Here is a 26734-nt window from a genome sequence, read left to right on the forward strand (position 1 = left end):
GGGGAAGATATTTTGAAACAAAATCCTTTATTGAAATTATTAGCGGTAATTATTGTTATCGTTGGTGTTTTTGCTGCATTTATAGCACCACTAGCTGGCTCAATAAGACAAGGTTTAGACCTTCAAGGTGGTACTCATGTCGTTTTAGAAGGTGTAGATACAGAGCAAGCACAAGTTAATGATGATGCTATGAACCGTGTAGTAAAAATCATGGAAAAACGTGTAAATGAACTTGGTTTGACAGAGCCAATCATTCAGCGTGAAGGCGAACGCCGTATTATCATCGAGCTTCCTGGTGTTAAAGATCCAGACAAAGCTATTGCTGTACTTGGTAAAACAGCTATGCTTGAATTCAAAGATGAAGAAGGCAATACTGTTTTAAGCGGTACAGATTTAAAAGATGCTAGAGAACAAACTACACAAAATAATCAAAATGAAGTAGCTATTGAATTCACTGATGAAGGTGCTCAAAAATTTGCTGATTTGACTTCTGCAAATGTAGGCAGAACAATTGCTATTTTACTTGATGGTGAAGTTTTAACAGCTCCACGTGTTAATGAACCAATTACTGGCGGTAAAGCAGTAATCACAGGTTCTAGAAATCTTGAAGAAGCACATAATTTAGCAGTGCTTTTACGTTCTGGTGCACTTCCTGTAAAAGTTGATATTATAGAAACTCGTACAGTAGGCCCAACACTTGGTCAAGATAGTAAAGATAAAAGCGTATTTGCATTTACTGTTGGTGTAGGTGCGATTTTTGTATTTATGTTACTTTTCTATCGTGTTTCTGGTTTGATTGCAAATTTAAGCTTGATGGCTTATGTAATAATTTTATTATTCGTACTTAAATTATTAGATGCTACGCTTACACTTCCAGGGGTGGCGGGTATTATCTTGTCTATCGGTATGGCGGTTGATGCCAACGTACTTATCTTTGAACATTTCAAAGAAGAAGTAAAAGCTGGCAAGACACTTCGCATGGCGATGGATTCAGGTTTTAAACGTGCCTTTACTACAATTTTTGACTCAAACTTAACTACAATTATTGCAGCAGCAGTATTATTCTTCTTTGGTACAGGTCCAATTCGTGGTTTTGCCATTACTTTAGGTCTTGGTGTTGTCATCAGTATGTTTACAGCTATTACATTAACACAGTTTATGCTTAAACATTTGATTGCAGCTAGATTATTCACTGACCCACGTATTTATGGTGTATCTTTAGGTCATAAAGTAAAGGACGGTGACATGAAATAATGGCTAGATTTGATATTATTGGTAAACGCAAGATATGGTATGCAATATCTTCATTATTGATTATTGCCAGCTTGTTTTTCATGGTAACTCGTGGCTTTAATATGGGTATTGACTTTACTGGTGGTACTATCATGGATTTACGCTTTGAAAAGGCTGTAAATATAAATGATGTACGTGCTGTTTTAAATGAATATAATTTGAGCAATAGTACAATTCAGCTTTCTGGAGAATCTAGTTCATCTACAGAATCTGAAAATGTAATGATAAGAACTGTAGATTTAGAAGAACAAGAACGCAAAGAAGTAATGGCTGGTTTAACTGATAAACTAGGTGCATATCAAGTGCTTCGTGAAGAAAAAGTCGGTGCTACAATGGGTACTGAACTTATCATGAATGCTATATATGCTACAATTATTTCATGGTTATTGATTATTGCTTATGTATCTTATCGTTTTGAATTTAAATTCGGTATTTCAGCAGTATTAGGCTTAGCACACAATGTAATTATTGTACTTGGTGCTTTTGCACTTACTCAGCGTCAAATAGATTCTTCATTTGTAGCAGCATTACTTACAATTATCGGTTACTCTATAAATGATACTATCGTTATTTTTGACCGTATCCGTGAAAATTTAAAATTGCATTTTAGAAAAAATGGCGATATTGTAGAACTTGTAAATACAAGTATTTATCAGACAATGACTCGCTCTATTTATACAGTATCTACAGTATTATTCGCTACATTTGCGCTTTATTTCTTTGGTGGAGATACAACAAAAGATTTTGCCTTTGCTTTATTGATAGGTTTCTTCTGCGGTGCATATACATCTATATTCATTGCCAGCCCACTTTGGGTTACATTTAGAAGATATTCTGATAAAAAACGTTTAGCAAAACGCATGGCAGATACAGGTAAATAATAAAAATAAAAGCTAAGATTAATGATAAAAACCATTAATCTTAGCTTTTTTAATTGAGTTTGCGAAAATCAAGAGGTGTTATTCCTGTAAATTTTTTAAACATAGCAATAAAATGGCTAGTATCTAAAAAACCTACTAATTGAGAAATCTGTTGAATTTCCATGCGTTGATGAGTTAGTAATAATTCTTTTGCTTTGTTGATACGATAATTTGTCAGATATTTATAGACAGAGCAACCTAAGAATTTAGAGAATAAACGCGATAAATATTGCGGTGTAACATAAACTTGTTGGCTTAATTTTTGCACTGTGATTTCACTAGCATATGAAGTTTCGATTTCTTTAATTACAGGTAATACATATTTTTGATATAAAGGTTCATTCAATAAATTAAAAGCTGAATTATCTATAAAATTCATTAATAGATGATAACTAGCTAAAGAAAAATATTTTGCATCAGCAGAAGGATTCTCATATTGAGATATCATATCAAATAATTCTTTTGCAATAATAATACCTTGTTCTTTAGGAATAAAAATGATTTGTTTATTACCTAATGCTTGAGAAAGACTACTTTCCATAGTTCCTGTAAAGGTAATAAACATGGTAAACCATTCATCTGTTTTTTTAGCATAGGAATGAGGTATAAATGGAGCAATTAAAATACCTTCATTTTCATTTAATAAATACGATTTACCTTGAATTTCTATTTTACCAACACCTTTTTCTGTTTGGAGATAATGGTATAATGGATAACCATTTGGTCGATAGATTGGTACTTGATCCCAATGATTGCCAATTGTATCAAATGTAATTGGCTCATGAAGTAATGTTTTGCGAATTTTTATAGGCATAAAATCACCTTGTTTCAAAATATTATATTATTTAGTTTAACATGTTACACATTTTTCTGTCTATTCATAATATAATTATTTTTGTCGCGTGGCAATGTTAAATTATCATTAATCATTGGAATAAATATTGATAGTTTATTAATAATTTTTAGAAAAATCGTTTGATTGGATTATTTTATCAATTAGGGGGATTAAAATGCAAATTAGTATAAAAAATAGAAATTATTTTGCTTTAAGTGCAGTTAGCTTTTTACATTTATTTGCATGGTCAGCAGCTATGTCATTTTTTGCTATTTGGCTTGGTCAGCATTTAGGTATAGGAGCAACTAAGACAGGATTATTATATTCAGCTAATGCTCTAGCAGCATTATGTATGCAACCAGTTTTAGGATTTATTTCTGATAAAATTGGATTGAAAAAAACATTGTTATTTACTATTTTGATAATTTTATTATTAATTGGACCATTTTTTATTTATATTTATGGACCATTACTTGTTTCTAATTTTTATTTAGGCGCTATTTTAGGAGGTATTTATCTAGGTTTTATTTTTAATGCAGGATATGGTGTTATTGATTCATATATAAATAAAGTTTCTATTAAATATGGTTTTGAATATGGCCGTGCTAGAATGTGGGGATCTTTTGGATGGGCAGCGGCTACATATACAACTGGCATTGCTATGAACATTAATCCTAATTTAGCATTTGTATCAGCATCTTTAGCTGCCTTAATTGCAATTATTTGTTTATCAATGGCTAAAGTAGAAATATCTGATGTAGAAATGAAAAAAGCAAATTCTGTTTCACTAAAGGATATTAAACATTTATTACAAAATAAAGACTTTTTATTTTTATTATTTTTTATGATAGGTGTTGGTTGTGTATATGATGTATATGATCAACAGTTTGGAGTATATTTTGTATCACAATTTGAATCACAAGCTGAGGGAAATCGTTGGTTTGGAGATTTAGGAGCAATTCAGACTTTTTTTGAAGCTATTTTCTTATTCGTAACACCTGTAATAGCTAATAAATTAGGAGCAAAAAGAACATTAATTCTTGCAGGTACTATTATGTCTATACGTATAATTGGATCTTCTTTGGAATGGGGTCCACTTTGGATTGCGGCAGTAAAATGTATTCATTCGTTTGAAAAACCATTATTTTTAGTTGGACAATTTAAATATATTTCTAAAAATTTTGATTTAAGATTATCAGCTTCTATTTATCTTGGTTGTTTATGTACAAGTTCTATTTGTGCAAGTATATTTTCTCCACTTTTTGGCAGTATGTATGAAAGTATAGGGTTTTCACAATCATATTTGTATATTGGTATTGTAGCAGGAATTTGTACGTTAATTTCACAGAAATTATTAATTAGTGATAATAAGCGTGTTATTGATTATAAAGAAATAATTCTTGCAGAAGAAAAAATGCAAGAACAGCGAAATAAAAAATAGATAAATAGTGAAATTGAAAGAGGTTTTATTTTGAAAAATTATCAGATTAATTTAAAAAAAGAGTTAAATAGTATTTATCCAACTTTGGAGCATTTACAAGGTGTTAATCCTAATGGAGAACATATTAGTTTTACTAATCATTATATGATGAAAGATGAAAAACCATTTTTTGGTATTTGTGGTGAGTTTCACTTTAGTAGATATGATTTTCATAAATGGGAAGATGAAATAATTAAAATGAAAATGGCAGGGATAAATATTATTCCCACTTATATCATTTGGAATCATCATGAAGAAATAAAAGGACAATTTAGATGGGATGGCTCATTTAATATTCGTTACTTTGTAGAACTTTGTAAAAAACATCAAGTAGAAGTTATTTTGCGTATAGGTCCATTTGTACATGGTGAGGCTAGAAATGGAGGACTTCCAGATTGGTTATATGGTGAGCCTTGTAATGTGCGTTCTAATGATGAAAGATATTTATTTTATGTAAAAAGATATTATCAAGAAATTGGCAATCAAGTACGTGGATTATTTTATAAAGATGGTGGTCCTATTATTGGTGTTCAGTTGGATAATGAATATTGTCATGCTGGTGCACCTTGGGAGATGACTACAGGTACTAGCAATGAATGGATTAATAATGGTAGCTATGATACAAGTGTAGAAGAACATCATCATCATATAGAAATTTTAAAAGAATTTGCTATTGAAGCAGGAATGATAGCACCTATTTATACAGGAACTGGTTGGGGTGGAGCACAAGCATCACCAGATACTGTACTTCCATTGTGGGGTGGTTATGCTTTTTGGCCATGGATTTTTTACGATGAAAGTATAAAAGAACATCCAGTAACTCCAGAATTTATTTATCGTAATTATCGTAAGCCTACTTATAATTTTGAACCGACTTATGATCCGACTACAGTGCCTTTTGCTTGCTGTGAAATGGGTGGAGGGATGACTGTATTTTATAAATATCGTTTTCAATTACCATATCATAGTGTAGAAGCTATGGCTAATATAAAAGTTGCAGGGGGTTGTAACTTCGTTGGTTATTACGTATTTCATGGCGGATCTAATCCTTTGGGATTAAAAACACCATACTTAAATGAAAATGCTACCCCAAAAATTTCTTATGATTATCAAGCTGCAATTGGAGAATTTGGTCAAGTTCGTGAATCTTATGCTAGACTAAAGAGATTGCACTATTTCTTTAATAGTTTTCAAAAGGAATTTTGTCCTACTCAGACTATTTTACCAGAAGGGGCAGAAGACATTTTACCTACTGATGTGGAACAGTTACGTTATGCCGTACGTATAGATAAAAATAAAGGCTTTATATTCATTAATAACTATCAAGATCATTTAGTTTCTCCAGATAAAAATGATTTTAATTTAACTTTATCTTTATCTGATGAAACATTAACTATTCCAGAAAAGAATAATCTTAGTTTAGCTTCAGAAGAAAGTTGTATATTGCCATTTAATTTGACTTTAGCAGGATTGACTTTAAAATATGCTACTACACAATTAATTACAAAATTTGCTAAAGATGATGTAGAAAATTATTTCTTCTTTATGCCACAGGGTATGAAACCAGAATATTGTTTTGTTAATGATAGTATCAGCAACATAGAAATTTCTCAAGGAACAATTATTAAAGAAAATAATAAATTATTTATTGAACCGATTAGTACAGATTTATCTAAATTAGTAATTACTACAGTATCTGGTAAGATAATTAATATATATACTTTAACTAATTATCAAAGTTTAAATTTCTGGAAATTTGAAGTAGCAGGAGATACTAAGGTACTTTTATCTGAAAATCCAATTCTTGTAGATAATGATAATATTCGTGTAGAAGCAAATACAAATGCTATTATTATACAAACTATTGATGGATTAACAGACGATTTAATGAGAAATATTTGTAAAATAGATGAAACTGATTTATTAAAAACATATAAATTTACTAAATCAGCTAAATCTATACCATTTACTACAGAAAAAATTGGCAAAGGTAAGGTTTTATTGCATATAGATTATGCAAATATGCGAGATCTAAAAGAGGCTATTTTAAAAATAGATTATCAAGGTGATATTGGATATGCTTTTGTAAATAATGAATTAGTAGCAGATAATTTTAATAATGGTGCAAGTTGGGAAATTGGTTTGGATAATATCTATAGAAAAATTCCAAATGGCGATATTTATATTAGTATTTCTCCATTAAAAGAAAATCAAGTAATAAAAAGTGATTCACCAATGGCTGCTCGTAGTGAAGAAACTAGTAATGAAATTGTATCGATAGATAAAATTAGCATAGAAGCTATTTATGAATTTATTTTATAACTTTGAGCATAAGAATATATTTGGTTTAGAGAGGTTTTAACTTATGAGTTATATATTAAATAAAAAATTATTATGTTCATTAGCTATAGCTGGAACAATGATTAATTCTACAGCTTTTGCTAGTGAAAACCCTTTTGCTACAGTACCTAAAGATTATTGGGCATATACAGCAGTGGAACATTTAGTAGAAACAGGTCTAGTAGATGGTTATAATTTGACAGATTTTCATGATAAAAAAGTGGTGGCTCGTTATGATTTAGCACAATTTGTAGCTAGAGCAATGGCAAATGAAAATAGAGCAACAGCAGAAGATAAAGTAATACTCAATAAATTACAACAAGAGTATAGTAATGAATTAAAGATTATGATGGTAATGCCAGCAGAACCAGCGCCAGTAAAAGAAGAGCCACAAGCTACAAATAATTTCTTCGACAATGGTAAAATTAAGTGGTTTGGTGATGCACGTATTCGTTATCAAACAAATTATAAAGCTGATACTCCAAAGGGTTATACAGCTAATGTAGCTGATAAAGATAGAAAAGATAAAAGAAGTAATCGTATTCAAGAACGTTTACGTTTAGGTTTTTATGCAGAACCAGATGAGAATTTATCTGTTTTAGGTAGAGTAAAATTAGAAAATACGACTAATGATGATAATGGATATACTAATAATGGTGATAGTGGAGCACATGGTAGTGCAAATTTAGATTTATTAGCATTGACTTGGAAACAGATGGATACATCTGTAACCTTAGGTCGTCAGAATTTAAATATTGGGCAAGGTCTTATTTGGTGGGATAATCCAGTTGATGGTATTATGGTAACTCAAGATTTGGGAAATAATTCGCTTATTTCTGCAGGATGGGGAAATTTAACTGCGGAAAATTGGAAAGATTATTCTATGAATGCTTTTATTGCTAATGCACAGATTGGAGTAGATGATAATACTAAATTTACTTTAGGTTATTTAAAAACAAATAGCAATGAAAATACATTGTGGAATAATCATAAAAATCAATGGAATTGGATTGAATCAAGTGAAAATCCATATATGTTAGAGCAAATTGCTTATGGTATCAACACACAACTCAGTGACAAATGGAATTTAACAGCAGAAGCTGTAACTAATAGAGCATCAGGTCTTCCAGATGGAGCACAAAAAAATGGTTGGTGGACTAGACTTACTTATGGTAATTTGAAATGGGATACCAAAGATACTTGGAAAGTTTATGCTGATTATATGAGTTTAGGAAATTATAGTGTAGATTCTACTGGTTGGGCACACATTTTAAACACTCCAGGTGGTGATGGTCTTGGTGGTAATGGTGAAAAAGGTTATGGATTAGGTATTAGTTATATGCTTGCGGATAATACTAATTTGGAATTTAACTGGTATAAATTGCGTCCATATGATAGTAATTACTCAGGGTTCTCTGATTATTATGATATGTATAATTTAGCACTTAATTATAGTTTCTAATAAAAGGTGTGTAGTTTATGAAAAATAATAAATTAAAAAAAGTAATTTTGTCAGCAATAACAGCTACAATGATTTCTTGTTCCTTACCGTTTACAGCACTAGCAGCAGTACAAGTAAATCCTATAGAAAATTTATCTACGGATTTTATCAAGGGTGCGGATGTTTCTATTATGCCAGAATTAGAACGAAATGGTACTAAATTTTATGATAATGGCATAGAACAAGATGGACTCACTATTTTAAAAAATCATGGTGTAAATTGGATTCGTGTTCGTATTTGGAATAATCCATATGTCGTAGGACCAGAAGGTGTCGGCGGTGGTAATACAGATGAAGCTAAGGCTATTGAAATGGCAAAACGAGCTAAAGCTTTAGGTATGAAAGTTCTTGTAGATTTTCATTACAGTGATTTTTGGGTGGACCCAGGTCAACAGAAAAAACCGGATGCTTGGAAAAATGATAGTGGTGATAAATTAGTAGATGATGTTTATGCTTATACTGCTAAAGTAATGCAAGATTTTAATGCTCAAGGTGTAACACCAGATATGGTACAAGTGGGCAATGAGCTAAATAATGGGATGTTATGGCCAGAAGCACAACTTACAGAGGATAATCCTAATGGATATAAATTTTTAGCAAAATTATTAAATGCAGGTTTACAAGCTGTACATGATAATGATAAAGATAATAAAGTTAAGACAATGATACATTTAGCTGGTGTAGATGTAAATTTATATCATACTTTTTTTGATAATTTAATTGTAAAAAATAAAGTGAATGACTTTGATATAATTGGTATGTCATTTTATCCATTTTGGCATGGTACAATGGACGATTTAAAAAATACAATGAATGATGTTAGTGCCAAATATAATAAAGATGTAATAGCTGTAGAAACTGCTTTTGGTTATACTTTAGAAGATGCCGATTTTGAGAAAAATAATTTTGGAACAAATGAAGAAAAAGTCGGTGGTTATAAAGCTACAGTGCAAGGACAAGCAACAGGATTGCGTGACGTTATGGCAACTGTTGCTAGTGTAAATGATAATCGTGGGTTGGGGATATTTTATTGGGCTCCAGATTGGGTTATCAATGAAAAAGTAGGTTGGAAGTCTAATGGTGGTGGTAATGGTTGGGATAATTTAACATTATTTGATACAAAGGGAAATGCACTTGAATCTATGGATACATTTAACTTAGTATCAGACCCAAATAATCAGTATATAGAGCCACAAGTTACAGCGATAAATACAGTTGATGTAAAAGATGTTAGTTTATATAGTAATGTAGATTTACCACAGACAGTAGGTGTGGTTTATTCTAATGATGCAGTAAAAAATATGTCTGTTAAATGGGATGTTGCCAAACCAATTTTTGCAAAACCTGGTAATTATACGATATCAGGAACTGTGGAAGGATTAGCACAAAAGGCTATAGCTAATATTGAAGTAAAAAATAAAATGAATTTAGTCTTAAATGGTAATTTTGAAAATGAAACATTAAATGGCTGGGATATTGTAGGTGATAGTTCAGCAATAAATTTAGCTTGGAATCAAGGAGATGTACGTGATAAATGTGCTATGCACTATTGGAATAATAAACCATTTAATGTGATTATTAAACAAAAATTAAAAGGTCTTTCTGATGGAAAATATACTTTATCTTGTTGGACACAAGGAAATGGTTTAGCTTCCAAATATCAATTATTTGTAAAACAAAATGGTGTAGAAATGACTACTGATATTAAAGATGATGGCTGGAATAGATGGCATCAGACTTCAATTAAAAATATTGAGGTTAAAAATGGTGAAGTAGAAATTGGCTTCATTTTAAATGGTAGACCTGACACATGGGGTTCTATAGATGATATAGAATTTTATGTTCAAAAATAAAATCCTAATAAAATTATTTTTGGAGAAGTTAGATAACTTCTCCTTTTTTTTGTTTCTAAATCTTATAATTTATAGTTCAACATCTTATATTTTTTTGATAATATTAGTATATAATTAAATATATAATAAGAAAAAATTTTTTGATAATTTAATTATTTTTAGTTTAAATTTCAATGTAAACGTTTACGATAAAAATATTTTTCGAAAATAAAAATGAGGTGTTATTTATTTATGGAAGAAAAGATTTTTGATATAAGCAAATTGGCAGACTCAACATATTTTGCAGATAATCGTCTACCTGCACATAGCGACCATCATTATTATGCTAATGAAGAAGAAATGCTCAATGAAGAAATGTCCATGCGTCAATCTTTAAATGGATTATGGTATTTTTCTTATGCAAAAAATTTAGCATCTCGTATTGAAGGTTTTGAAAAAGCAGATTATAACTGTAAAATTTGGGATACAATTCGTGTTCCAGCACATATTCAAATGGAAGGTTACGGCAAACCTCAATATACGAATGTAGCTTATCCTTGGGACGGTCATGAAGAATTAAACGAAGGTGAAATTCCTACAGAAAATAATCCAATCGCATCTTATGTAAAATATTTTACAGTGCCACAAGGCTGGAATGAAGTATTTGTATCTTTCCAGGGTGTAGATAGTGCAATGGCTTTATGGCTCAATGGCAAATTTGTAGGCTATAGTGAAGATAGCTGTACACCATCAGAATTTGATTTAACACCTTATCTCGTTGAAGGCGAAAATAAATTAGCAGTACAGGTTTATCGTTTCAGCTCAGCTAGCTGGCTTGAAGACCAAGATTTCTGGCGCTTTAGCGGTATTTATCGCGATGTATATCTTTATACAAAACCACAAGTTCATGTTGATGATTTATTCATTCATGCAACTCCTTGCAATGATTATAAAGATGGTAAATTATCTATTGATTTCAAATGGAATAATGAAAATGCTAAAAAATTAGCAGTTAAATTAGTAGATAATGAAGAAAATGTAGTAATTGATACAGTTCAAGAAATTACAGGTGCTACAAGCGTATTTACAGCAGATGTTGAAAACGTAAAACTTTGGAGCGCAGAATATCCAAATCTTTATAAAGCTACTTTCACTGTAAAAGATGAAAATGATAATGTAGTAGAAATCATTCCACAAAACATTGGTTTTAGAGAATTTAAAATGGACGGCAATATCATGAAAATCAATGGTAAACGCATTGTATTTAAAGGTGTTAACCGCCATGAATTCGATTGTTACTATGGTCGTGCTATTCCTGAAAGTAAAATAGCTCATGACCTTGAAATCATGAAATTGCATAATATAAATGCGGTAAGAACATCACATTATCCAAATAATAGCAAGCTTTATGAACTTTGCGATATTTATGGTTTGTATGTAATCGATGAAACAAATTTAGAATCTCATGGTACATGGCAAATTCGTGGAACTGTTCGTTGTGACCAAAATACAGTACCAAATGATATTCCACATTGGCATGATGCTGTATTAGATAGAGCAAAATCCATGCTTGAACGTGATAAAAACCATGCAAGTATCATTATTTGGTCTTGTGGTAATGAATCTTATGGTGGAAAAAATATCTTTGATATGTCTGAATACTTCCGTAAAGCTGACCCATCTCGCTTAGTTCATTATGAAAGCATTTGCTGGGACCGTGTTAATGAAGCAAGTGGAAAAATGGTATTGGCTATGCCTGATGAACGTCGTTATGATGGCACAAGCGACATGGAAAGTCAGATGTACACAAAAGTAGCACAGATAAAAGAATTCTTATCTAAATATAGAGAAAAACCATTTATTTGTTGTGAATATACTCATTCTATGGGTAACAGTAATGGTGGTATGCATAAATACACTGATTTAACTGATGAAGAACCATTATATCAAGGCGGATTTATTTGGGACTTTGCAGACCAAGCTATTTGGACTAGAGATTTATATGGCAATGATGTAATGAATTATGGTGGCGATTTTGGCGATAGACCATGCGATTATAACTTTTCTGGTAATGGTATCGTATTTGCAGACCATGCACCAACTTCTAAATTACAAGAAGTTAAATTCAATTATCAAAACTTCACACTCGTTCCAAGTGAAACTGGTGTAAAAATCATCAATAAATCTTTATTTACAAATACAAGTGATTATGATTTAATTATTGCTTTAGCTAAAAATGGTAAAAATGTTTGGCAGAAAAAATTAACTGCTGATATCAATGCAGGTCAAACAGGTGAAGTGGCTTATACATTACCTACATTTGGCGCAGGTGAATATGTAGTTACAGCTTCTTTAGTATTAAAACAAGCAACTATTTGGGCAAATTGTGGTCATGAAGTAGCTTTCGGTCAATATGTATTCACAAAAGAAGGCAAAGCAGATAAAAAAGCAGTAGCTCCAATTAAAGTCGTTAAATCCGATTTCAATATTGGCGTAAAAGGCGAAGGCTTCAGCGTTATGTTCTCTGCTGATAGAAAAATGCTTACTTCTTATAAATATAATGGCGTAGAACTCATTGAAGAATTCCCTAAAATGAATTTCTGGAGAGCACCTATCGACAATGATAATGGTTGCGGTATGCCATTTGATACAGCTCAATGGAAATTAGCAAGTATGTACACTAAATGCGTAGATATGCAAGTATCTGAAAATGGTACTGAATCTGCAACTGTAAAATATACTTATGAACTCGCAACAAGACCAGTAGCTCATGTAGTAGTAACTTATACTGTTACAGGTGATGGCGTTGTTAAAGTTGATATGGATTACAAAAAAGTAGAAGGTCTTCCTGCTATTCCTGATTTTGGTATGCTCTTTACACTTCCAGTTGATTATGACCAAATCAAATACTATGGTTTAGGTCCATGTGATAATTATATTGACCGTAAAGAAGGTGGCAAATTAGGCATCTTCACTACTACAACACAAGATGAAATTCAGCCATATTTAGTACCACAAGAATGTGGAAATCATTGTGATGTTCGTTGGTTTGAAGTAACAGATAGACGCGGTAGAGGTGTTAGAATTTCTTCTGCAACTCCATTTGAAGCTTCTGCTCTTCCATACAATCCACATGAAATTGAAAATGCTAGACATCATTATGATTTAGCTAGACCACATCATACAATTCTCAGAGCTTCTGCTGGTATGTATGGTGTTGGCGGTGATGATTCTTGGGGTGCACCTACTCTTGATGAATATATCACAAAAAATGAAGATAAACACTTCTCCTTTGAATTTAAAGGTATTTAATAAAATCTAAATAAAAAAAGACGATATCTTGATGAAAAATCATCTTGATATCGTCTTTTTTAATGAGCATTTTTTACAAATTTATGACTATGAGTCGTTACATATACGCCAAATATAATAAAAATACCACTTATAATTTTTTGCATGGTAATCGGTTCATTCAATGTAAAATATGCAGAGATAATACCAATTACAGGCAATAGATTTAAGAATATAGCAGAATTACTAGCACCTACTTTTTTAGTGCCTAAATTCCAGCAAATCATAGCAGTTATACCGCCACCTAAAATGATAAATAAGAATGAATAAATACCAAGAGTGGATAATGGCACTATTTGTAAGCCTACACTATAGTGGGCAAATAGTGCTGTCAAAATAGAGCCGGACAATCCAGACCAAGCAGTGGCTGATAATACTGATATTTTTTTGAGTATAGGAATACTAAGTAAAATATATATGACCCAAGCTACTTCACCGATGAAGAAATAAATATCTCCTTTGTTAAAATTCATTTGGGTAAATGTGGAAAGCGTACCTCCACTCAATAGGTATAAGGTACCAAAAAAAGAAATTATTATACCTATTATTTGAATTAAATTTAAGCGTTCATTGAGAAAAATTCTAGCTAAAATAACAGTGATGACAGGAGCTGTGGTACTGATTAATGTCATATTACCAACAGAGGAATATTGTAGTCCTGTGAATTGAATACCATTACTTACTGTAATACCAAAAAAGCCCATTAAACATAAAGTTAATAGACATTTTTTTGGTGGTAAAAAATTTTTTTCATTTGTTATTTTCATGATGATGAATAAGATTATACTGACAATAAGAAATCTAAGAGGAATTATCGTTAAGATATTCATTTCTTGCGTTACTATTTTTATAGTAACAGGTTGAAATCCCCATAGAAGACAAGCGATAATTAGAAAACTATAAGCTTTGTGTTGCATTTTTCACCTAAATTAAATCATATTTGTCCTTTGTTTCTTCTAGTATCATATCGCGTCTTGTTTTTGATTCAACAAAATAATCATGAATGGCTTGGCGGTCTTTTTTGGCAATAGAAGTGATTACTCCGCTTAGTAGTGATTGAAGTTGTGATAGATGTTCGATAATAGGCTCACTGTTAGAGATACATATATCTGCCCACATATCAGCATTAGAGGAAGCAATGCGCGTAGTATCTTTAAATCCACCACCAGCAAGAGTGATGCAAGATTCTAAATCGTTAGGGTTTTTATCTAAAAGATTAACTAGTGCAGCTGCTGTGATATGAGGAATATGACTGATGATAGAAGCACATCTGTCATGTTCTTCTAAAGTGAGAGTTGTAATATTAGCATTAGTTAATTTTATTAGATTGACGATTTTTTCAACTACTTTGGCTGGAGCACCTGTATCTTTGACGATTACATAACATTTATTATTAAATAAATCTTTATGAGCAGATGTTACACCGCTTTTTTCACGTCCTGTCATAGGATGACCAGCTACATAATAAATATTTTCAGGAAGTAAATCCATGATTTGTTTGGCAATGAAGGATTTTGTACTGCCTGCATCTGTTAAAATTGCACCTGGTTTTAAATGTGGTAATATTTTTTTTACTAAAGGTACAATTTGTAATACAGGAGTGCTGAGGTAAATAATATCAGCACCTTGTACACATTCTATTGGGTCTAAAAAACCTTCATCAATTGCCTTTAAAGCTTTTGCTTCATGTAAAGATTTTTCAGTGCGAGTATTACCAGTGATGAAGATATCATCTTGTAATTTATCTTTTAGTGCCATACCGAAAGCACCACCGATAAGACCTACACCTAAAATGGCTAAATGTAATTTTGGTGTTTTTTCTGTATTCATAATGTTTTCCCCATCATTTGTGCAATCTGACGAACTTCCTGCATAACAACTGCAAAATTATCTGGTTTAAGTGATTGGTCGCCATCGCTTAGAGCTACTTCAGGATGTGGATGTACTTCAATCATTAAGCCATCAGCACCAGCAGCAATAGCAGCACGAGCCATAGGGCGAACCATTTGCCAACGACCAGTACCATGACTTGGGTCTACGATGATAGGCAAATGAGATAATTCTTTAACAGCAGCTACAGCACTTAAATCTAAAGTATTACGAGTGAATGTTTCATATGTTCTAATACCACGTTCGCAAAGTACGATATTGTAATTACCACCGCTAGCGATGTATTCTGCAGCATTTAACCATTCACTGATTGTAGCACTAAGACCGCGTTTTAAAAGTACAGGTTTATTTGTATGACCTACTTCTTTTAATAATTGGAAGTTTTGCATATTGCGAGCACCGATTTGAAGCATATCAGCATATTTGCAAATCATATCTAAATCGTTGATATTTACGATTTCAGTTACAACATTAAGACCTACTTCATCAGCTACTTCACGAAGCATTTTTAAACCTTCTTCAGCTAATCCTTGGAAATCATATGGAGAAGTACGAGGTTTAAATGCGCCACCGCGTAAAAATTGTGCGCCACAAGCTTTTACAGCTTTAGCAGCTTCAAGTAATTGTTCTTTGCTTTCAACAGCACAAGGGCCAGACATGATAGCGAGATGACCACCACCAATTTTAACACCATTTACATCAATAATGCTATCCTCTTTTTTAAAATCACGGCTTACTAATTTATATTTTTCAGTGATGGAAACAGTTTTTTCTACACCACCGAAACTATTCATTTGTAGTGTAGCAATTTTTTTCTTATCACCAATAACACCTACGATAGTACGAGAAGAACCTTGAGAAAGGTGAAAATTTAAACCTGCATCAGTGATTTTATTTTTTACAGCCTCTAATTCAGCAGTTGTAGCTTTTGGTTTCATAACGATAATCATAATATATATTCCTCCTAAATTCCTAAGTAATTGAGTAGTTTTATTATTTAAAAATAAATGCAAAAAAGCTCGTCCCTAAAATAGGGACGAGCTGTAATTAACCCGTGGTACCACCCTTCTTGCTATTAGCAAGCCACTTTATTCAGATACTAACATACCCTAGCCTATGATAACGGTGGCATTCCGACTAAGCCTACTAAATAAATGTTCAGCCAGTAGCTCACAGGTGTATTTCTATTTGCTATATTATTATGTCACACCAAACCATAACTCTCTGAAAACTTCACAAATATACTTTTCCTGTTCATTGCATTTGTCTTTGTCTAATACTATAAACATAAAATCTTTTTTTGTCAATACTATTTTTATAAATATAATTTTATGATTGTATAGTTGTAAATAGTATATTTTTTATTATCTATTCGTGTTTATAATTAAAATAAAAGTCTTCTTTTTTAGATAAATTATTGTTGATTAATTTTAAGATTTTTCTTAAAATGGAAATAAATACTTTTATAATAAGGAGATTTCTATGAAAAATATTATTTTTGATATTGATGGTACTTTGTGGGATTCTACTGATGTAGTAGCTGAAAGTTGGAATGAAGCTATTTGGGAAAAAGCAGGAATTAAAGCAAATTTAGATGGCGATAAATTAAAAAAATTATTCGGTAAAACTATGGATGAAATTGGCAGACTTATGTTGCCTACTTTAGATGATGAAAAACGTGCTGAAGTTTGTCAGGCTTGTTATGATTATGAAGATGCTTATTTAGAAAAACATTCAGGCGTTTTTTATGATGGTGTTATTGATACTTTAAACGAATTAGCAAAAGATTATAATTTATATGTCGTAAGTAATTGTCAGGTAGGCTATATCGAAACAACTTTGAGATATGCAAATATGACAGATAAAGTAAAAGATCATTTATGTTATGGTGATACAGGCTTGCATAAGGGCGAAACTATTAAATTATTGATGAAAAAAAATAATATAGATGAAGCTATTTATGTAGGAGATACACAAGGCGATTTTGAAGCTTGTGAAATAGCAAATATTCCTATGATTTTTGCAAGTTATGGCTTTGGCAAAGTAGAAAATCCAGCTTATACAATCAATGATATTAAAGAATTACCATCATTAATGGCAAAAATAAATACAAAATAAAATAAACCCCTAGTAAATTTTATTACTAGGGGTAATTTTTATATTAAGCTCTTTTTTGAAGATTTTCTTTTAATAATTTATCACCAGCGATACCAGGACGAGTCATTTCACTTGGAGATAAGATAATATCTAATTCTTCTTCAGTTAATAGATTTTTACTTAAGATGATTTCACGTACAGGTTTATTAGTTTGATAAGCTTCTTTAGCGATCATAGAAGCATTTTCATAGCCAATATGAGGAAGTAATGCTGTGATTGTACCAACACTATGGTTGAGCCAAGTATAGCATTGTTCTTTATTAGCTTCTAAATCGATTAAGAGATTATCAACAAAAGTATTAACAGCATTTGTCATATATTTTAAGGAATTAAAGATGTTAAATGCAATTACAGGTTCCATAACATTTAATTCAAATTGACCATTTTCAACAGCAAGGCAGATAGCAGTATCATTGCCAATGATCTGGTAGCAAGTCTGATTTAAAACTTCAGCGATAACAGGATTTACTTTTCCTGGCATGATGGAAGAACCTGGTTGACGAGCTGGTAATTTTAATTCATTTAAACCGCAACGAGGGCCAGAAGCCATTAAACGGAAATCATTTGCCATTTTTATGAGCATAAGTGCTGTATTTTTTAAAGCAGAAGACATATCAGCAAATCCATCTGTATTATTAGTAGCATCAATTAAATTTTCAGCTACATGGAAATCTTCTTCAGCTAATACAGATAAAATTTTAGCAACTTCAGGAATGTAATTAGGTTCAGCATTTAATCCAGTGCCGATAGCTGTTCCGCCCATGTTGATATAGTGTAAATTGATTAAAGCATGTTCAATGCGACGTAAACCGCGATTTACACCGGAAGCATAAGCAGACATTTCCTGCCCTAAAGTAATAGGTACAGCATCTTGAAGATGTGTTCTACCCATTTTGAGAACATCTTTAAATTCTTGAGCTTTGTGTTCTAATTCCCAAGATAAACGTTTTAAAGCAATTTTTAATTTACGAGATTTTAAAATAATACATAATTTTATAGCTGTAGGGAATGCATCATTTGTAGATTGAGCCATATTAGCATGATTATTTGGAGAAATAATATCATAGCGTCCTTTTTTCTCTCCAATAATTTCTAAAGCACGATTACAAAGTACTTCATTCATATTCATATTGATGGAAGTACCAGCACCACCTTGGATAGGGTCAACAATAAAATTATCATGTAATTTTCCATCAATAATTTCATCAGCAGCTGCTATTAAAGCTTTTGCAATTTTACTGTCAAGACGAGCTGTTTTTAAATTTGCCATAGCTGCAGCTTTTTTTACCATAGCAAGTGCAATGATAAAATCGGAATCTAGTTTTTGTCCAGTGATATTAAAATTATGAGAACCTCTAAGACTTTGTACACCATAATAAGCATTATCAGGAACTTCAAGTTCACCTAAAAAATCATGTTCTATACGCATTTAAATCGCCTCCGCGAAAATTTATCTTCTCTATATGCATATTGTATCATGTATACAATGTACATGTAAAGATAAAAATAAATTTTCTTAAAATTATTTTTAATAAGTAGTTATAAACTACTTATTTACTTTTTTATTATTAATTAAGGTATGATTAAATCTTTAATTACAAAGAAATATAGAGGGAATATTATGAGTAAGAAGATGATTGTTGTGGAAAGAAATGAAGAGATAGCGATGTTTACATTTAATTTATATATGCTACAAGCAAGTACAGCATTGATTGCAGTTGGAGCAGAAAAGGCGATAATCATACTGCCAATTAAAATAGGGTCGTTGAAAAGATAAATCACAACAAAATAGGCGATTAAAGGAAGTACAACGAATTTTACTACAATGATATCGCTTGTTTTACGTAAAAAATATTTGGCTTTATCAAATCTAGTGATATAACCAACAGGAAATAGACCTGCCCAAGCACCTATATGTACTAAATAATTAAAAATATCATAACCAATTTGTGGTGTAGGGATATTTTTTAAAGCTAAACAAAAACCGATAATCATTGCTAAAACTGGTAATTGATTGAGATTGAATAATAATTTGCGAATACTGATTTGATTTTTTTGATGATGTCTACGGCTAGCTTTTGAGTGATAATAATTAGCTAAAGGAAAGCATACGCTTAATGTAAATAAAGTTTGGAACATGGCTACAATTTGAAGATAAGCAAAGCCTTGAATACCATAAACTATAAAAGCACATAGACCAGATAAAGTACCAATATTAGATAGCATAGATGCCATCATATAAGCACCGCGGTCATTTAGATTTTTATAACTAGAAGCAAATGTATATTTGGCAATCAATCCAGGAATAATGCAGGCCAAAAAACCAAATAAAGGAAGCCATAATAAATCTGTGCTTATTTTTAAAGTCCAAAAGCTTAAAAAAGATAAGATGGAAACGACTAATCGAATATTGATTTTTATAAGTTTATTACAAAAATCTTGTGTGATTACTTGATAGCGATAACATAAATAACCAGCAACAAGTGGAGCAATTAAATCTGTAAATACAAATAGAAAGCGAAGTTGAGCCTCGTCCAAAATAAAATCCTCCTTAGAAAAAGAGACCAGATATTATCTGGTCTCTATAAAAAATTAATATTCATAATCATAAATATTGTTTTCTGCAGAAATATCATTATTTGAAGATGAAGTATTTGTATTATAATCTGTACTACTGGAAGAAGAATTGTTTTCTGTAGTTGTAGATGGAGAAGTATTAACATCTGAATTAGATGAAGTATCTGTTGAGTTAGAGTTGGATTCTTCTTCAGTAATTGGCGGTGTATTTACTTTGAAATTATCATCTAAATTTGTTTGAATAGCATAGATATTAGTTGGTGTTTTAGTTTGAATATAGGATTCTGTACCTGTAGGTAAGTCGATATCTTTACCATTGACGAAAATTCCGCCGACAATACCTATTGGTCCTAAAAGAGCAATACCTGCTATACTTGCACCAGCAGCCATAGCTAAGTTTTCAATTTCTTTTTTTGCTTTATCACCTAAAGTTGTTTGGATGTATGTTCCATCAAATGCTTGAATTTGTTGGAAGTCTACATCAATTTCACCATTGCGACCGAAGTTTCTAGCACTTTTTACTTTAGTAACAACACCTTCACCAGGAGCACCTGCTGCAATGATTAATTGACCATTATAAATAACATCTTCAGATGCTTGGAATTTTACTTTATCACCAACTTTAGAAGTTTCTGTATTGAGTGGTGTAACTAATTTTATTTTAACTAATGTATCTACAGGAATAGTAGTGGCTATAAGAGGTGTTTTAGTATCTGAATTGCCATAAGCAAGCATAGCCAAATCATTCATACGTTTTTGTAATGTGCCAGTTATTGGTTTACCATAGATTTGAGTTTCTAATGTAGTTAGTCTATCAGTAATAGATTTTATGGAAACATGGCGACTTAAAAACCATTCAATACCATTCATTTGAGTGATAGCAGAAGGACGAACGCTATTATCAAACATAGTGGAATATAATGTATTTATACGGTCGCTAAGCGCTGTTTTAGAACTAGATGTTTTACCATAAAAATCTGTTTCTAGGCGACTAATTCTATCTAATAGGGCACCTGTTTGCTCTTGTCCATATACAGATTGCTCAACTAATAATAATTTTGATTGGAGATTAGTAGAGTCTAAAACGCCATAATTATAAGATGGAGGCTGAGCTGTATTTGTACTATTTAAACTGCCAGCTAAAGCAGGAGTTCCAGATGTAAATAGTAAAGAAATACATAATCCTGTAGAAATAGCTTTTTTTAAGGACATACAAACCCTTCTTTCTAATGTTTATTTTAAATTTTACTGAGCTGCATTTGACGATTGACAAAATATACTGGTTGTAAATTTAATTTATCAAGTAATGCATAAGCTTCTTTAAAGGCAAAACCTATATTTTCAGGTTTATGTGCATCAGAGCCTATACTTACATATTTACCACCAAGCATAGCGTAGCGTTCATATAATTTTAATAAAATAGATATATTATTAGAGTTATCAAAACGTCTAGTATTTAGTTCAGGCACAATATCTTTATCAATGATTGTCTGCCAAAGAGTATCAATAGTGTCATGGAATTCTTCATAGCAAATATCTTTTTTTGCATATGGAGCATAACGACAAATATAATCTACATGACCTAGAATATTAGCGAATTCATGTTGTTTGATTAATTTTATCATTGTGTTTAAATAGTTTAGATATACAGTATGCTTATCTTCAGTATAACAGGATTCATAAAATAAATCTTTACCATCTAATAGATGCAATGAGCAAATAACTTGGTCAAAAGGAGCACTTTCGACAAATTTTTTACTTTGAATGAGAGTATGTTCTTGCATACCAACTTCTACACCTAAATAAAGTGTTTTTGATTGGTAGCTAGAATATTCTTGAAAATATTGTTGGGGGTTAAACTCATAGATATCATCACCAGGAAAATCATAATCTAAATGTTCTGTGAGTACTAAGCCTATATTTTGTTGTTTAGCACTTAAGATGGCGTTTTCGATAGACATTTTAGAGTCAGCAGAAAATTTTGTATGCAGATGAGTATCAAAAAGCATAAAAATCACCCTTTATAATTTATTATTTTTGAATAGCTTCACTTAAAGCTCTAGATAATTGATCAGGGCAAGAAGTAGGACGCATACCACAATGTATACCTTGACATTTATCAATGACATTTTGAGCAGATTGACCTTCAATTAACTTGCTGATACCTTGAAGATTTCCGTTACAACCACCGATGAATTCTACATCATGAATGATATTGTTTTCATCAAGGCTGAAATTTATAAGTTTTGAACAAGTACCAGAAGTTGTATAAGAAAATTTTTTCATAGAAAATCACAATCCTTTATTTTATAGTATATATATTGTTTATTATTATTTGTACTATTATAAAATGACAATTCGTTATTTGTAAATAATTTCTTGATATTTAGACATAAATAAGGCAAAATATACTAAGTATAAATAAATTTGTGAGCGATTTTATATATAGAGGTGTAAATATTAATGAAAGTTGCAATGATAGGAACAGGTTATGTAGGACTTGTTACAGGAACTTGTTTTGCCGCTACAGGAAATAATGTTATTTGCGTTGATGTGGCAGAGCAAAAAATTGAAAATTTGAAAAAGGGAATAATTCCTATATATGAGCCAGGTCTAGAACAAATGGTAAAATCAGCTCAACAGCGAGGCAATTTAAAATTCACAACTGATATAAAAGAAGCTTTAAAAGAAAGTGATATTTGTTTTATCGCAGTGGGAACACCTATGGGCGAAGATGGCAGTGCTGATTTACAATATGTGATGAATGCAGCACGTGAAATCGGTCAATATATGATTCATGATATGTATATCGTGGATAAATCAACAGTACCAGTGGGAACTGGAGATAAAGTAAAAGCTGTAATTCAAGAAGAATTAGATAAACGCGGTAGTGATTTAAAATTTGATGTTATATCTAATCCTGAATTTTTAAAAGAAGGCAATGCTTGCCAAGATTTTATGCACCCAGATAGAGTGGTTATTGGCTCTGAAAATGCAAAATCAATAGAAATTATGCAAGAATTATATGAACCATTTATTCGTTCTAGTGAATTTTTCGTAACTATGGATATTAAAAGTGCAGAACTCACAAAATACGCTGCAAATGCTATGCTTGCTACTAAGATTTCTTTTATCAATGAAATTGCTAATATCAGTGAACGCGTAGGAGCTGATATCAATAAAGTAAGACGTGGCATCGCAAGTGATTCTCGCATTGGGTATAGTTTCTTAAATCCAGGTTGTGGTTATGGTGGAAGTTGCTTCCCTAAAGATGTAAAAGCTTTGATTAAAACAAGTAAAGAACATGATTATGAACCAGAATTATTATCATCTGTAGAAAATGTAAATTCTCGTCAAAAGATGGTATTAGTGCATAGTATCACAGAAGTCTTAGGTGAAGATTTAAGTGATAAAAAAATTGCAATCTGGGGATTAGCGTTTAAACCTGGAACAGATGATATGCGAGAAGCTCCATCAATCAGATTGATTGAAGAATTGAAACAACGTGGAGCAAAAGTACAAGCATATGACCCTCAAGCTATGAATATGGCAAAATCTTTTTATCTTAAAGATGTAGAAGTAGAGTATATCAATAATAAATATGATGCTCTAAATGATGTGGATGCTTTAGTGATTGTTACTGAATGGAAAGAATTCCAAAGTCCAGATTTCATGGAAATTACTGCAAGAATGAAGGGCAATGATATTTTTGATGGACGAAATATTTATAAAGCAAAAACAGTAAAAAGTCATGGCTTAAATTATTATCAAATTGGTGTACGAAAATAAATATTATGTTAAAATAAAGTAGCTACTAAATTGATAATTTAGTAGCTACAATATTTTTATTTAACTGTATTGATAATAAGAGCTGTGAATTCTAGATTTTCAGAAGAAGATGTGTTTTCTATGCCATGACCTTCTCCATCTGGACAGAAGACAACATCACCAGCTTTAACTTCAATAATATTTCCGTTATCACTGTAAAGACCACTGCCTTTAGTGATATAATAAGCTTCGCCGTTACCGTGATGTTCATGATAGCCTAAAGAACAATTTGGCTCTAAAGTAACATGAGCGAACATACCGCATTGTTCTTTTAATTCGTTTTTAGTGAGTAAATGTTCAATAATGATATGACCTTTACCACCATTTGCTTTTTCTTTGCGGACAATTTCATGTTCTGTGAAAATCATAGTAAAACCCTCCAAAAATAAAATATTATTTATTAATATTTTATCATAGATTAAAAAAATTTGTGACAATTTATTAGAAAAGAAAGGAATTTTATGATTGAGTTTTTAAAATTTGGTGCTAGTTGGGTATTACCGCCAGGTATATTTTTTGTTTTATTTTTATTTATAGCTTATTGTTGTAAAAAAAGAAAACAAACAAGACTAGCAATAGCTATTACATTTGTTACATTTATTTTTTATTTAGCATCAACTTCTTATGTAGCAAGTATGTTAATTGGTAGATTAGAAGATGCTTATGACCCACCAAAACATTTACCTAATGCAGATGTAATTATTGTTTTAGGTGGTGGAGCTACAGGCGATACACCAGATGTTACTGGAACAGGGACTTTATGTAGTATACCAGCAAATCGATTACTTACAGCTGTTCGCTTACAGAAGAAATTAGGTATACCAATTATTGTATCTGGTGGACAAATTTATGAAGATAGTGGTAGAGAAGCAGATATTGCCAGACGCATTTTGAAAGAACTCGGTGTATCTGAAGATATGATTTTATTAGAAAATCGTAGCTTAAATACAACACAAAATGCAGAGTATAGTACTAATATTTTAAAATCAAGAAAGTATAAACAGCCTTTACTGGTAACATCAGCTTTTCATATGGAAAGAGCAGTTGTTAATTTTAATAAATTAGGTGTAGATGTAATACCATATCCTTGCGATTATATGGTGAATAAAGAAAAAGTTTTTCACTATAATCGATTAGCGCCATCATCGCAGGCTTTAGAATTTACAGCAATTTATCTGCAAGAAAATTTACGAACTTTTGTAACTAAATATATAGAATAGATAGTTATAATCCATTTGAAATTTTTCAAATGGATTGATACATAAGGACGGTGATATTATGGTAAAAGATTTAACTACAGGTAGCCCTGCCAAATTAATTTTGATGTTTACTTTGCCACTTATTGTAGGTAATGTATTTCAACAATTATATTTATTAAGTGATACTTTAATTGTAGGTCGTTTACTCGGTGTAAGTGCATTAGCAGCTGTAGGTTGTAGTGGCTGTTTGATGTTCTTTATGATTGGATTTGTAATAGGTTTTACAGCTGGATTATCTATTTGCACAGGACAGCGTTTCGGGGCAAAAGATGAAGAAGGAATGAAAAAAAGTGCAGCAGCTTGTGTAGTTTTGAGTGCTATTACAACTGTTATTGTAACTATTTTTGGCGTGATAATGGTTCGCCCTGCACTTATTTTTTTACAGACACCACCAGAAGTATTGGATATGGCATGTACTTTTTTAACTGTAATTTTTTTAGGAATTGTAGCTACAATGATGTTTAATATGTCTTCTAATTTAATTCGTGCTTTAGGAGATAGTAAAACACCACTTTATTTTTTAATCTTAGGTTGTGTATTAAACATCATTTTAGAAGTAGTTTTTATTGGTGTATTTAACTGGGGTATTCAAGGTGCAGGTTTTGCAACTGTATTAGCACAATTAATCAATGGCGGTTGTTGTGTATATTATATTAAAAAGAAAATACCTCTATTACATTTTGAATTAAAAGATTTAAAGATTTCTAGAGAAATAGCTATACAGCATTTAAAAGTAGCTCTTCCTATGGGATTTCAAGCTTCTATCATCGCTATCGGTGCTATTATTTTGCAAGTTCCTTTGAATAATTTAGGTGAAGTCGCCGTAGCAGCATATGCAGCAGCTCAAAAAATAGATATGATAGCTGTTATGCCACTTATGTCCTTTGGCATGGCAATGGCAGCTTATACAGCTCAAAATTATGGTGCAGGTCGCATGGACAGAATAAAGACTGGCGTTAATAAATGTATTTTAATGTCAGGTGGTTTTAGTATTTTAGCAGGAATGATAAATATTTGTTTAGGTCCAATATTGATTAGATTATTTGTGGGTGATGGGCAAGAACAAGTAGTGGAATATGGTCATATTTATTTGATTGTAAATGGTTCATGCTATTTAATTTTATCTTTATTATTTATTTATCGTTATACATTGCAAGGTTTGGGACAAAGCATTATTCCTACTTTTGCAGGTATCATGGAATTGGTGATGAGAGCAGCGGCTGGTCTGTTTTTAGTTGATGCATTTGGTTATATCGGTGCATGTTGGGCAAATCCTATGGCATGGATTGGTTCATGTGTGCCACTTATGATAGCTTTTTATATTACAAGAAAGTCTTTGTTGAAAAAGTATTATGAACACAAATTATCAGTTTGATTTGCATAAGAAAAAGTTTTCTTATATTTATATAAATTGAAAAGAAAATAAAAATAGATTGCTAATTTTGATGAATAATAATATTATATTTATAGA

The 26734-nt window shown here is 31.4% G+C and carries 21 protein-coding genes and 1 other annotated feature; of the genes, 11 read left to right on the forward strand and 10 right to left on the reverse strand.

What is annotated here, in order from left to right:
* Positions 1-12 precede the first annotated feature (12 nt).
* Together secD and secF are read left to right on the forward strand one after the other, a co-directional pair.
* Complete coding sequence (gene secD / locus BMX03_RS00160; protein ID WP_008539663.1) at positions 13-1254, forward strand: protein translocase subunit SecD; 1242 nt, start codon at positions 13-15, stop codon at positions 1252-1254.
* Positions 1254-2174 (forward strand): protein translocase subunit SecF, encoded by a 921-nt coding sequence (secF, locus tag BMX03_RS00165; protein WP_008539664.1) that lies wholly within the window; start codon positions 1254-1256, stop codon positions 2172-2174. Before secD ends, secF begins: the two co-directional genes overlap by 1 nt.
* A gap of 49 nt (positions 2175-2223) precedes the next feature.
* On the opposite strand, the gene BMX03_RS00170 is transcribed toward secF, so the two are convergent.
* Positions 2224-3045 (reverse strand): AraC family transcriptional regulator, encoded by an 822-nt coding sequence (locus BMX03_RS00170; RefSeq protein ID WP_255361378.1) that lies wholly within the window; start codon positions 3043-3045, stop codon positions 2224-2226.
* 178 nt (positions 3046-3223) lie between these two features.
* Between BMX03_RS00170 and BMX03_RS00175 the strand changes: the two genes are divergently transcribed.
* The 5 genes from BMX03_RS00175 (at position 3224) to BMX03_RS00195 (ending at position 13513) form a co-directional block, all read left to right on the forward strand.
* A complete protein-coding gene (locus tag BMX03_RS00175) occupies positions 3224-4489 on the forward strand; it encodes an oligosaccharide MFS transporter (RefSeq protein ID WP_022228121.1) in 1266 nt (421 codons plus the stop codon).
* Between the two features lie 30 nt (positions 4490-4519).
* Entirely contained in the window at positions 4520-6850 is a 2331-nt protein-coding gene (locus BMX03_RS00180; protein WP_091693117.1) for a beta-galactosidase, read from the forward strand.
* 43 nt (positions 6851-6893) lie between these two features.
* Entirely contained in the window at positions 6894-8330 is a 1437-nt protein-coding gene (locus tag BMX03_RS00185; protein ID WP_091693120.1) for a putative porin, read from the forward strand.
* 17 nt (positions 8331-8347) lie between these two features.
* A complete protein-coding gene (locus tag BMX03_RS00190) occupies positions 8348-10222 on the forward strand; it encodes a glycosyl hydrolase 53 family protein (RefSeq protein WP_022228118.1) in 1875 nt (624 codons plus the stop codon).
* A gap of 231 nt (positions 10223-10453) precedes the next feature.
* Positions 10454-13513 carry a beta-galactosidase, LacZ type gene (locus BMX03_RS00195; protein ID WP_091693123.1) on the forward strand — a complete coding sequence of 1020 codons (3060 nt, stop codon included), beginning with the start codon at positions 10454-10456 and terminating at the stop codon, positions 13511-13513.
* A gap of 59 nt (positions 13514-13572) precedes the next feature.
* On the opposite strand, the gene BMX03_RS00200 is transcribed toward BMX03_RS00195, so the two are convergent.
* From BMX03_RS00200 to aroF, 3 genes are read right to left on the reverse strand one after another with little or no spacing between them, the layout of a single operon-like run.
* Positions 13573-14469 (reverse strand): DMT family transporter, encoded by an 897-nt coding sequence (locus tag BMX03_RS00200; protein WP_091693125.1) that lies wholly within the window; start codon positions 14467-14469, stop codon positions 13573-13575.
* A 7-nt stretch (positions 14470-14476) separates the two neighbouring features.
* The gene (locus BMX03_RS00205) at positions 14477-15382 is read right to left on the reverse strand and encodes a prephenate dehydrogenase (RefSeq protein WP_091693128.1); all 906 of its coding nucleotides are present in this window, start codon (positions 15380-15382) and stop codon (positions 14477-14479) included.
* Positions 15379-16392, reverse strand: a complete 1014-nt coding sequence (aroF, locus tag BMX03_RS00210; RefSeq protein ID WP_091693131.1) for a 3-deoxy-7-phosphoheptulonate synthase — start codon at positions 16390-16392, stop codon at positions 15379-15381. The genes BMX03_RS00205 and aroF overlap by 4 nt, the downstream gene beginning before the upstream one ends.
* Before the next feature lie 79 nt (positions 16393-16471).
* Positions 16472-16709, reverse strand: a binding site (T-box leader).
* 215 nt (positions 16710-16924) lie between these two features.
* Between aroF and BMX03_RS00215 the strand changes: the two genes are divergently transcribed.
* Positions 16925-17560 carry an HAD family hydrolase gene (locus BMX03_RS00215; protein WP_022228114.1) on the forward strand — a complete coding sequence of 212 codons (636 nt, stop codon included), beginning with the start codon at positions 16925-16927 and terminating at the stop codon, positions 17558-17560.
* A 43-nt stretch (positions 17561-17603) separates the two neighbouring features.
* On the opposite strand, the gene BMX03_RS00220 is transcribed toward BMX03_RS00215, so the two are convergent.
* The 5 genes from BMX03_RS00220 to BMX03_RS00240 all read right to left on the reverse strand — a co-directional run bounded on the left by BMX03_RS00220 (position 17604) and on the right by BMX03_RS00240 (position 22462).
* Complete coding sequence (locus tag BMX03_RS00220) at positions 17604-19028, reverse strand: aspartate ammonia-lyase (RefSeq protein ID WP_015561674.1); 1425 nt, start codon at positions 19026-19028, stop codon at positions 17604-17606.
* A gap of 143 nt (positions 19029-19171) precedes the next feature.
* Positions 19172-20137 carry an AEC family transporter gene (locus BMX03_RS00225; RefSeq protein ID WP_008539680.1) on the reverse strand — a complete coding sequence of 322 codons (966 nt, stop codon included), beginning with the start codon at positions 20135-20137 and terminating at the stop codon, positions 19172-19174.
* A 54-nt stretch (positions 20138-20191) separates the two neighbouring features.
* On the reverse strand, positions 20192-21388 hold the full coding sequence (locus BMX03_RS00230; protein ID WP_075554803.1) for a hypothetical protein: 1197 nt from the start codon (positions 21386-21388) through the stop codon (positions 20192-20194).
* A gap of 26 nt (positions 21389-21414) precedes the next feature.
* Positions 21415-22185: a histidinol-phosphatase HisJ family protein gene (locus BMX03_RS00235; protein WP_075554802.1), complete on the reverse strand. Its 771-nt coding sequence runs from the start codon at positions 22183-22185 to the stop codon at positions 21415-21417.
* Positions 22186-22207: 22 nt separating this feature from the next.
* Entirely contained in the window at positions 22208-22462 is a 255-nt protein-coding gene (locus BMX03_RS00240; protein WP_008539685.1) for a TIGR03905 family TSCPD domain-containing protein, read from the reverse strand.
* Between the two features lie 177 nt (positions 22463-22639).
* Here BMX03_RS00240 and BMX03_RS00245 point away from each other — a divergent pair, with 177 nt between their 5' ends.
* Positions 22640-23965, forward strand: a complete 1326-nt coding sequence (locus tag BMX03_RS00245; RefSeq protein ID WP_091693134.1) for a UDP-glucose dehydrogenase family protein — start codon at positions 22640-22642, stop codon at positions 23963-23965.
* Positions 23966-24021: 56 nt separating this feature from the next.
* Here the strand turns inward: BMX03_RS00245 and BMX03_RS00250 are convergent, their stop codons facing one another.
* On the reverse strand, positions 24022-24372 hold the full coding sequence (locus BMX03_RS00250; protein ID WP_008539690.1) for a cupin domain-containing protein: 351 nt from the start codon (positions 24370-24372) through the stop codon (positions 24022-24024).
* A gap of 93 nt (positions 24373-24465) precedes the next feature.
* Between BMX03_RS00250 and BMX03_RS00255 the strand changes: the two genes are divergently transcribed.
* Both BMX03_RS00255 and BMX03_RS00260 read left to right on the forward strand, forming a co-directional pair.
* Positions 24466-25224: a YdcF family protein gene (locus tag BMX03_RS00255; RefSeq protein ID WP_008539691.1), complete on the forward strand. Its 759-nt coding sequence runs from the start codon at positions 24466-24468 to the stop codon at positions 25222-25224.
* 58 nt (positions 25225-25282) lie between these two features.
* Positions 25283-26638, forward strand: a complete 1356-nt coding sequence (locus BMX03_RS00260) for an MATE family efflux transporter (protein ID WP_008539693.1) — start codon at positions 25283-25285, stop codon at positions 26636-26638.
* Positions 26639-26734 lie beyond the last annotated feature (96 nt).

It is taken from the genome of Megamonas sp. Calf98-2 (assembly GCF_900110235.1).
Taxonomy (GTDB): domain Bacteria; phylum Bacillota; class Negativicutes; order Selenomonadales; family Selenomonadaceae; genus Megamonas; species Megamonas funiformis.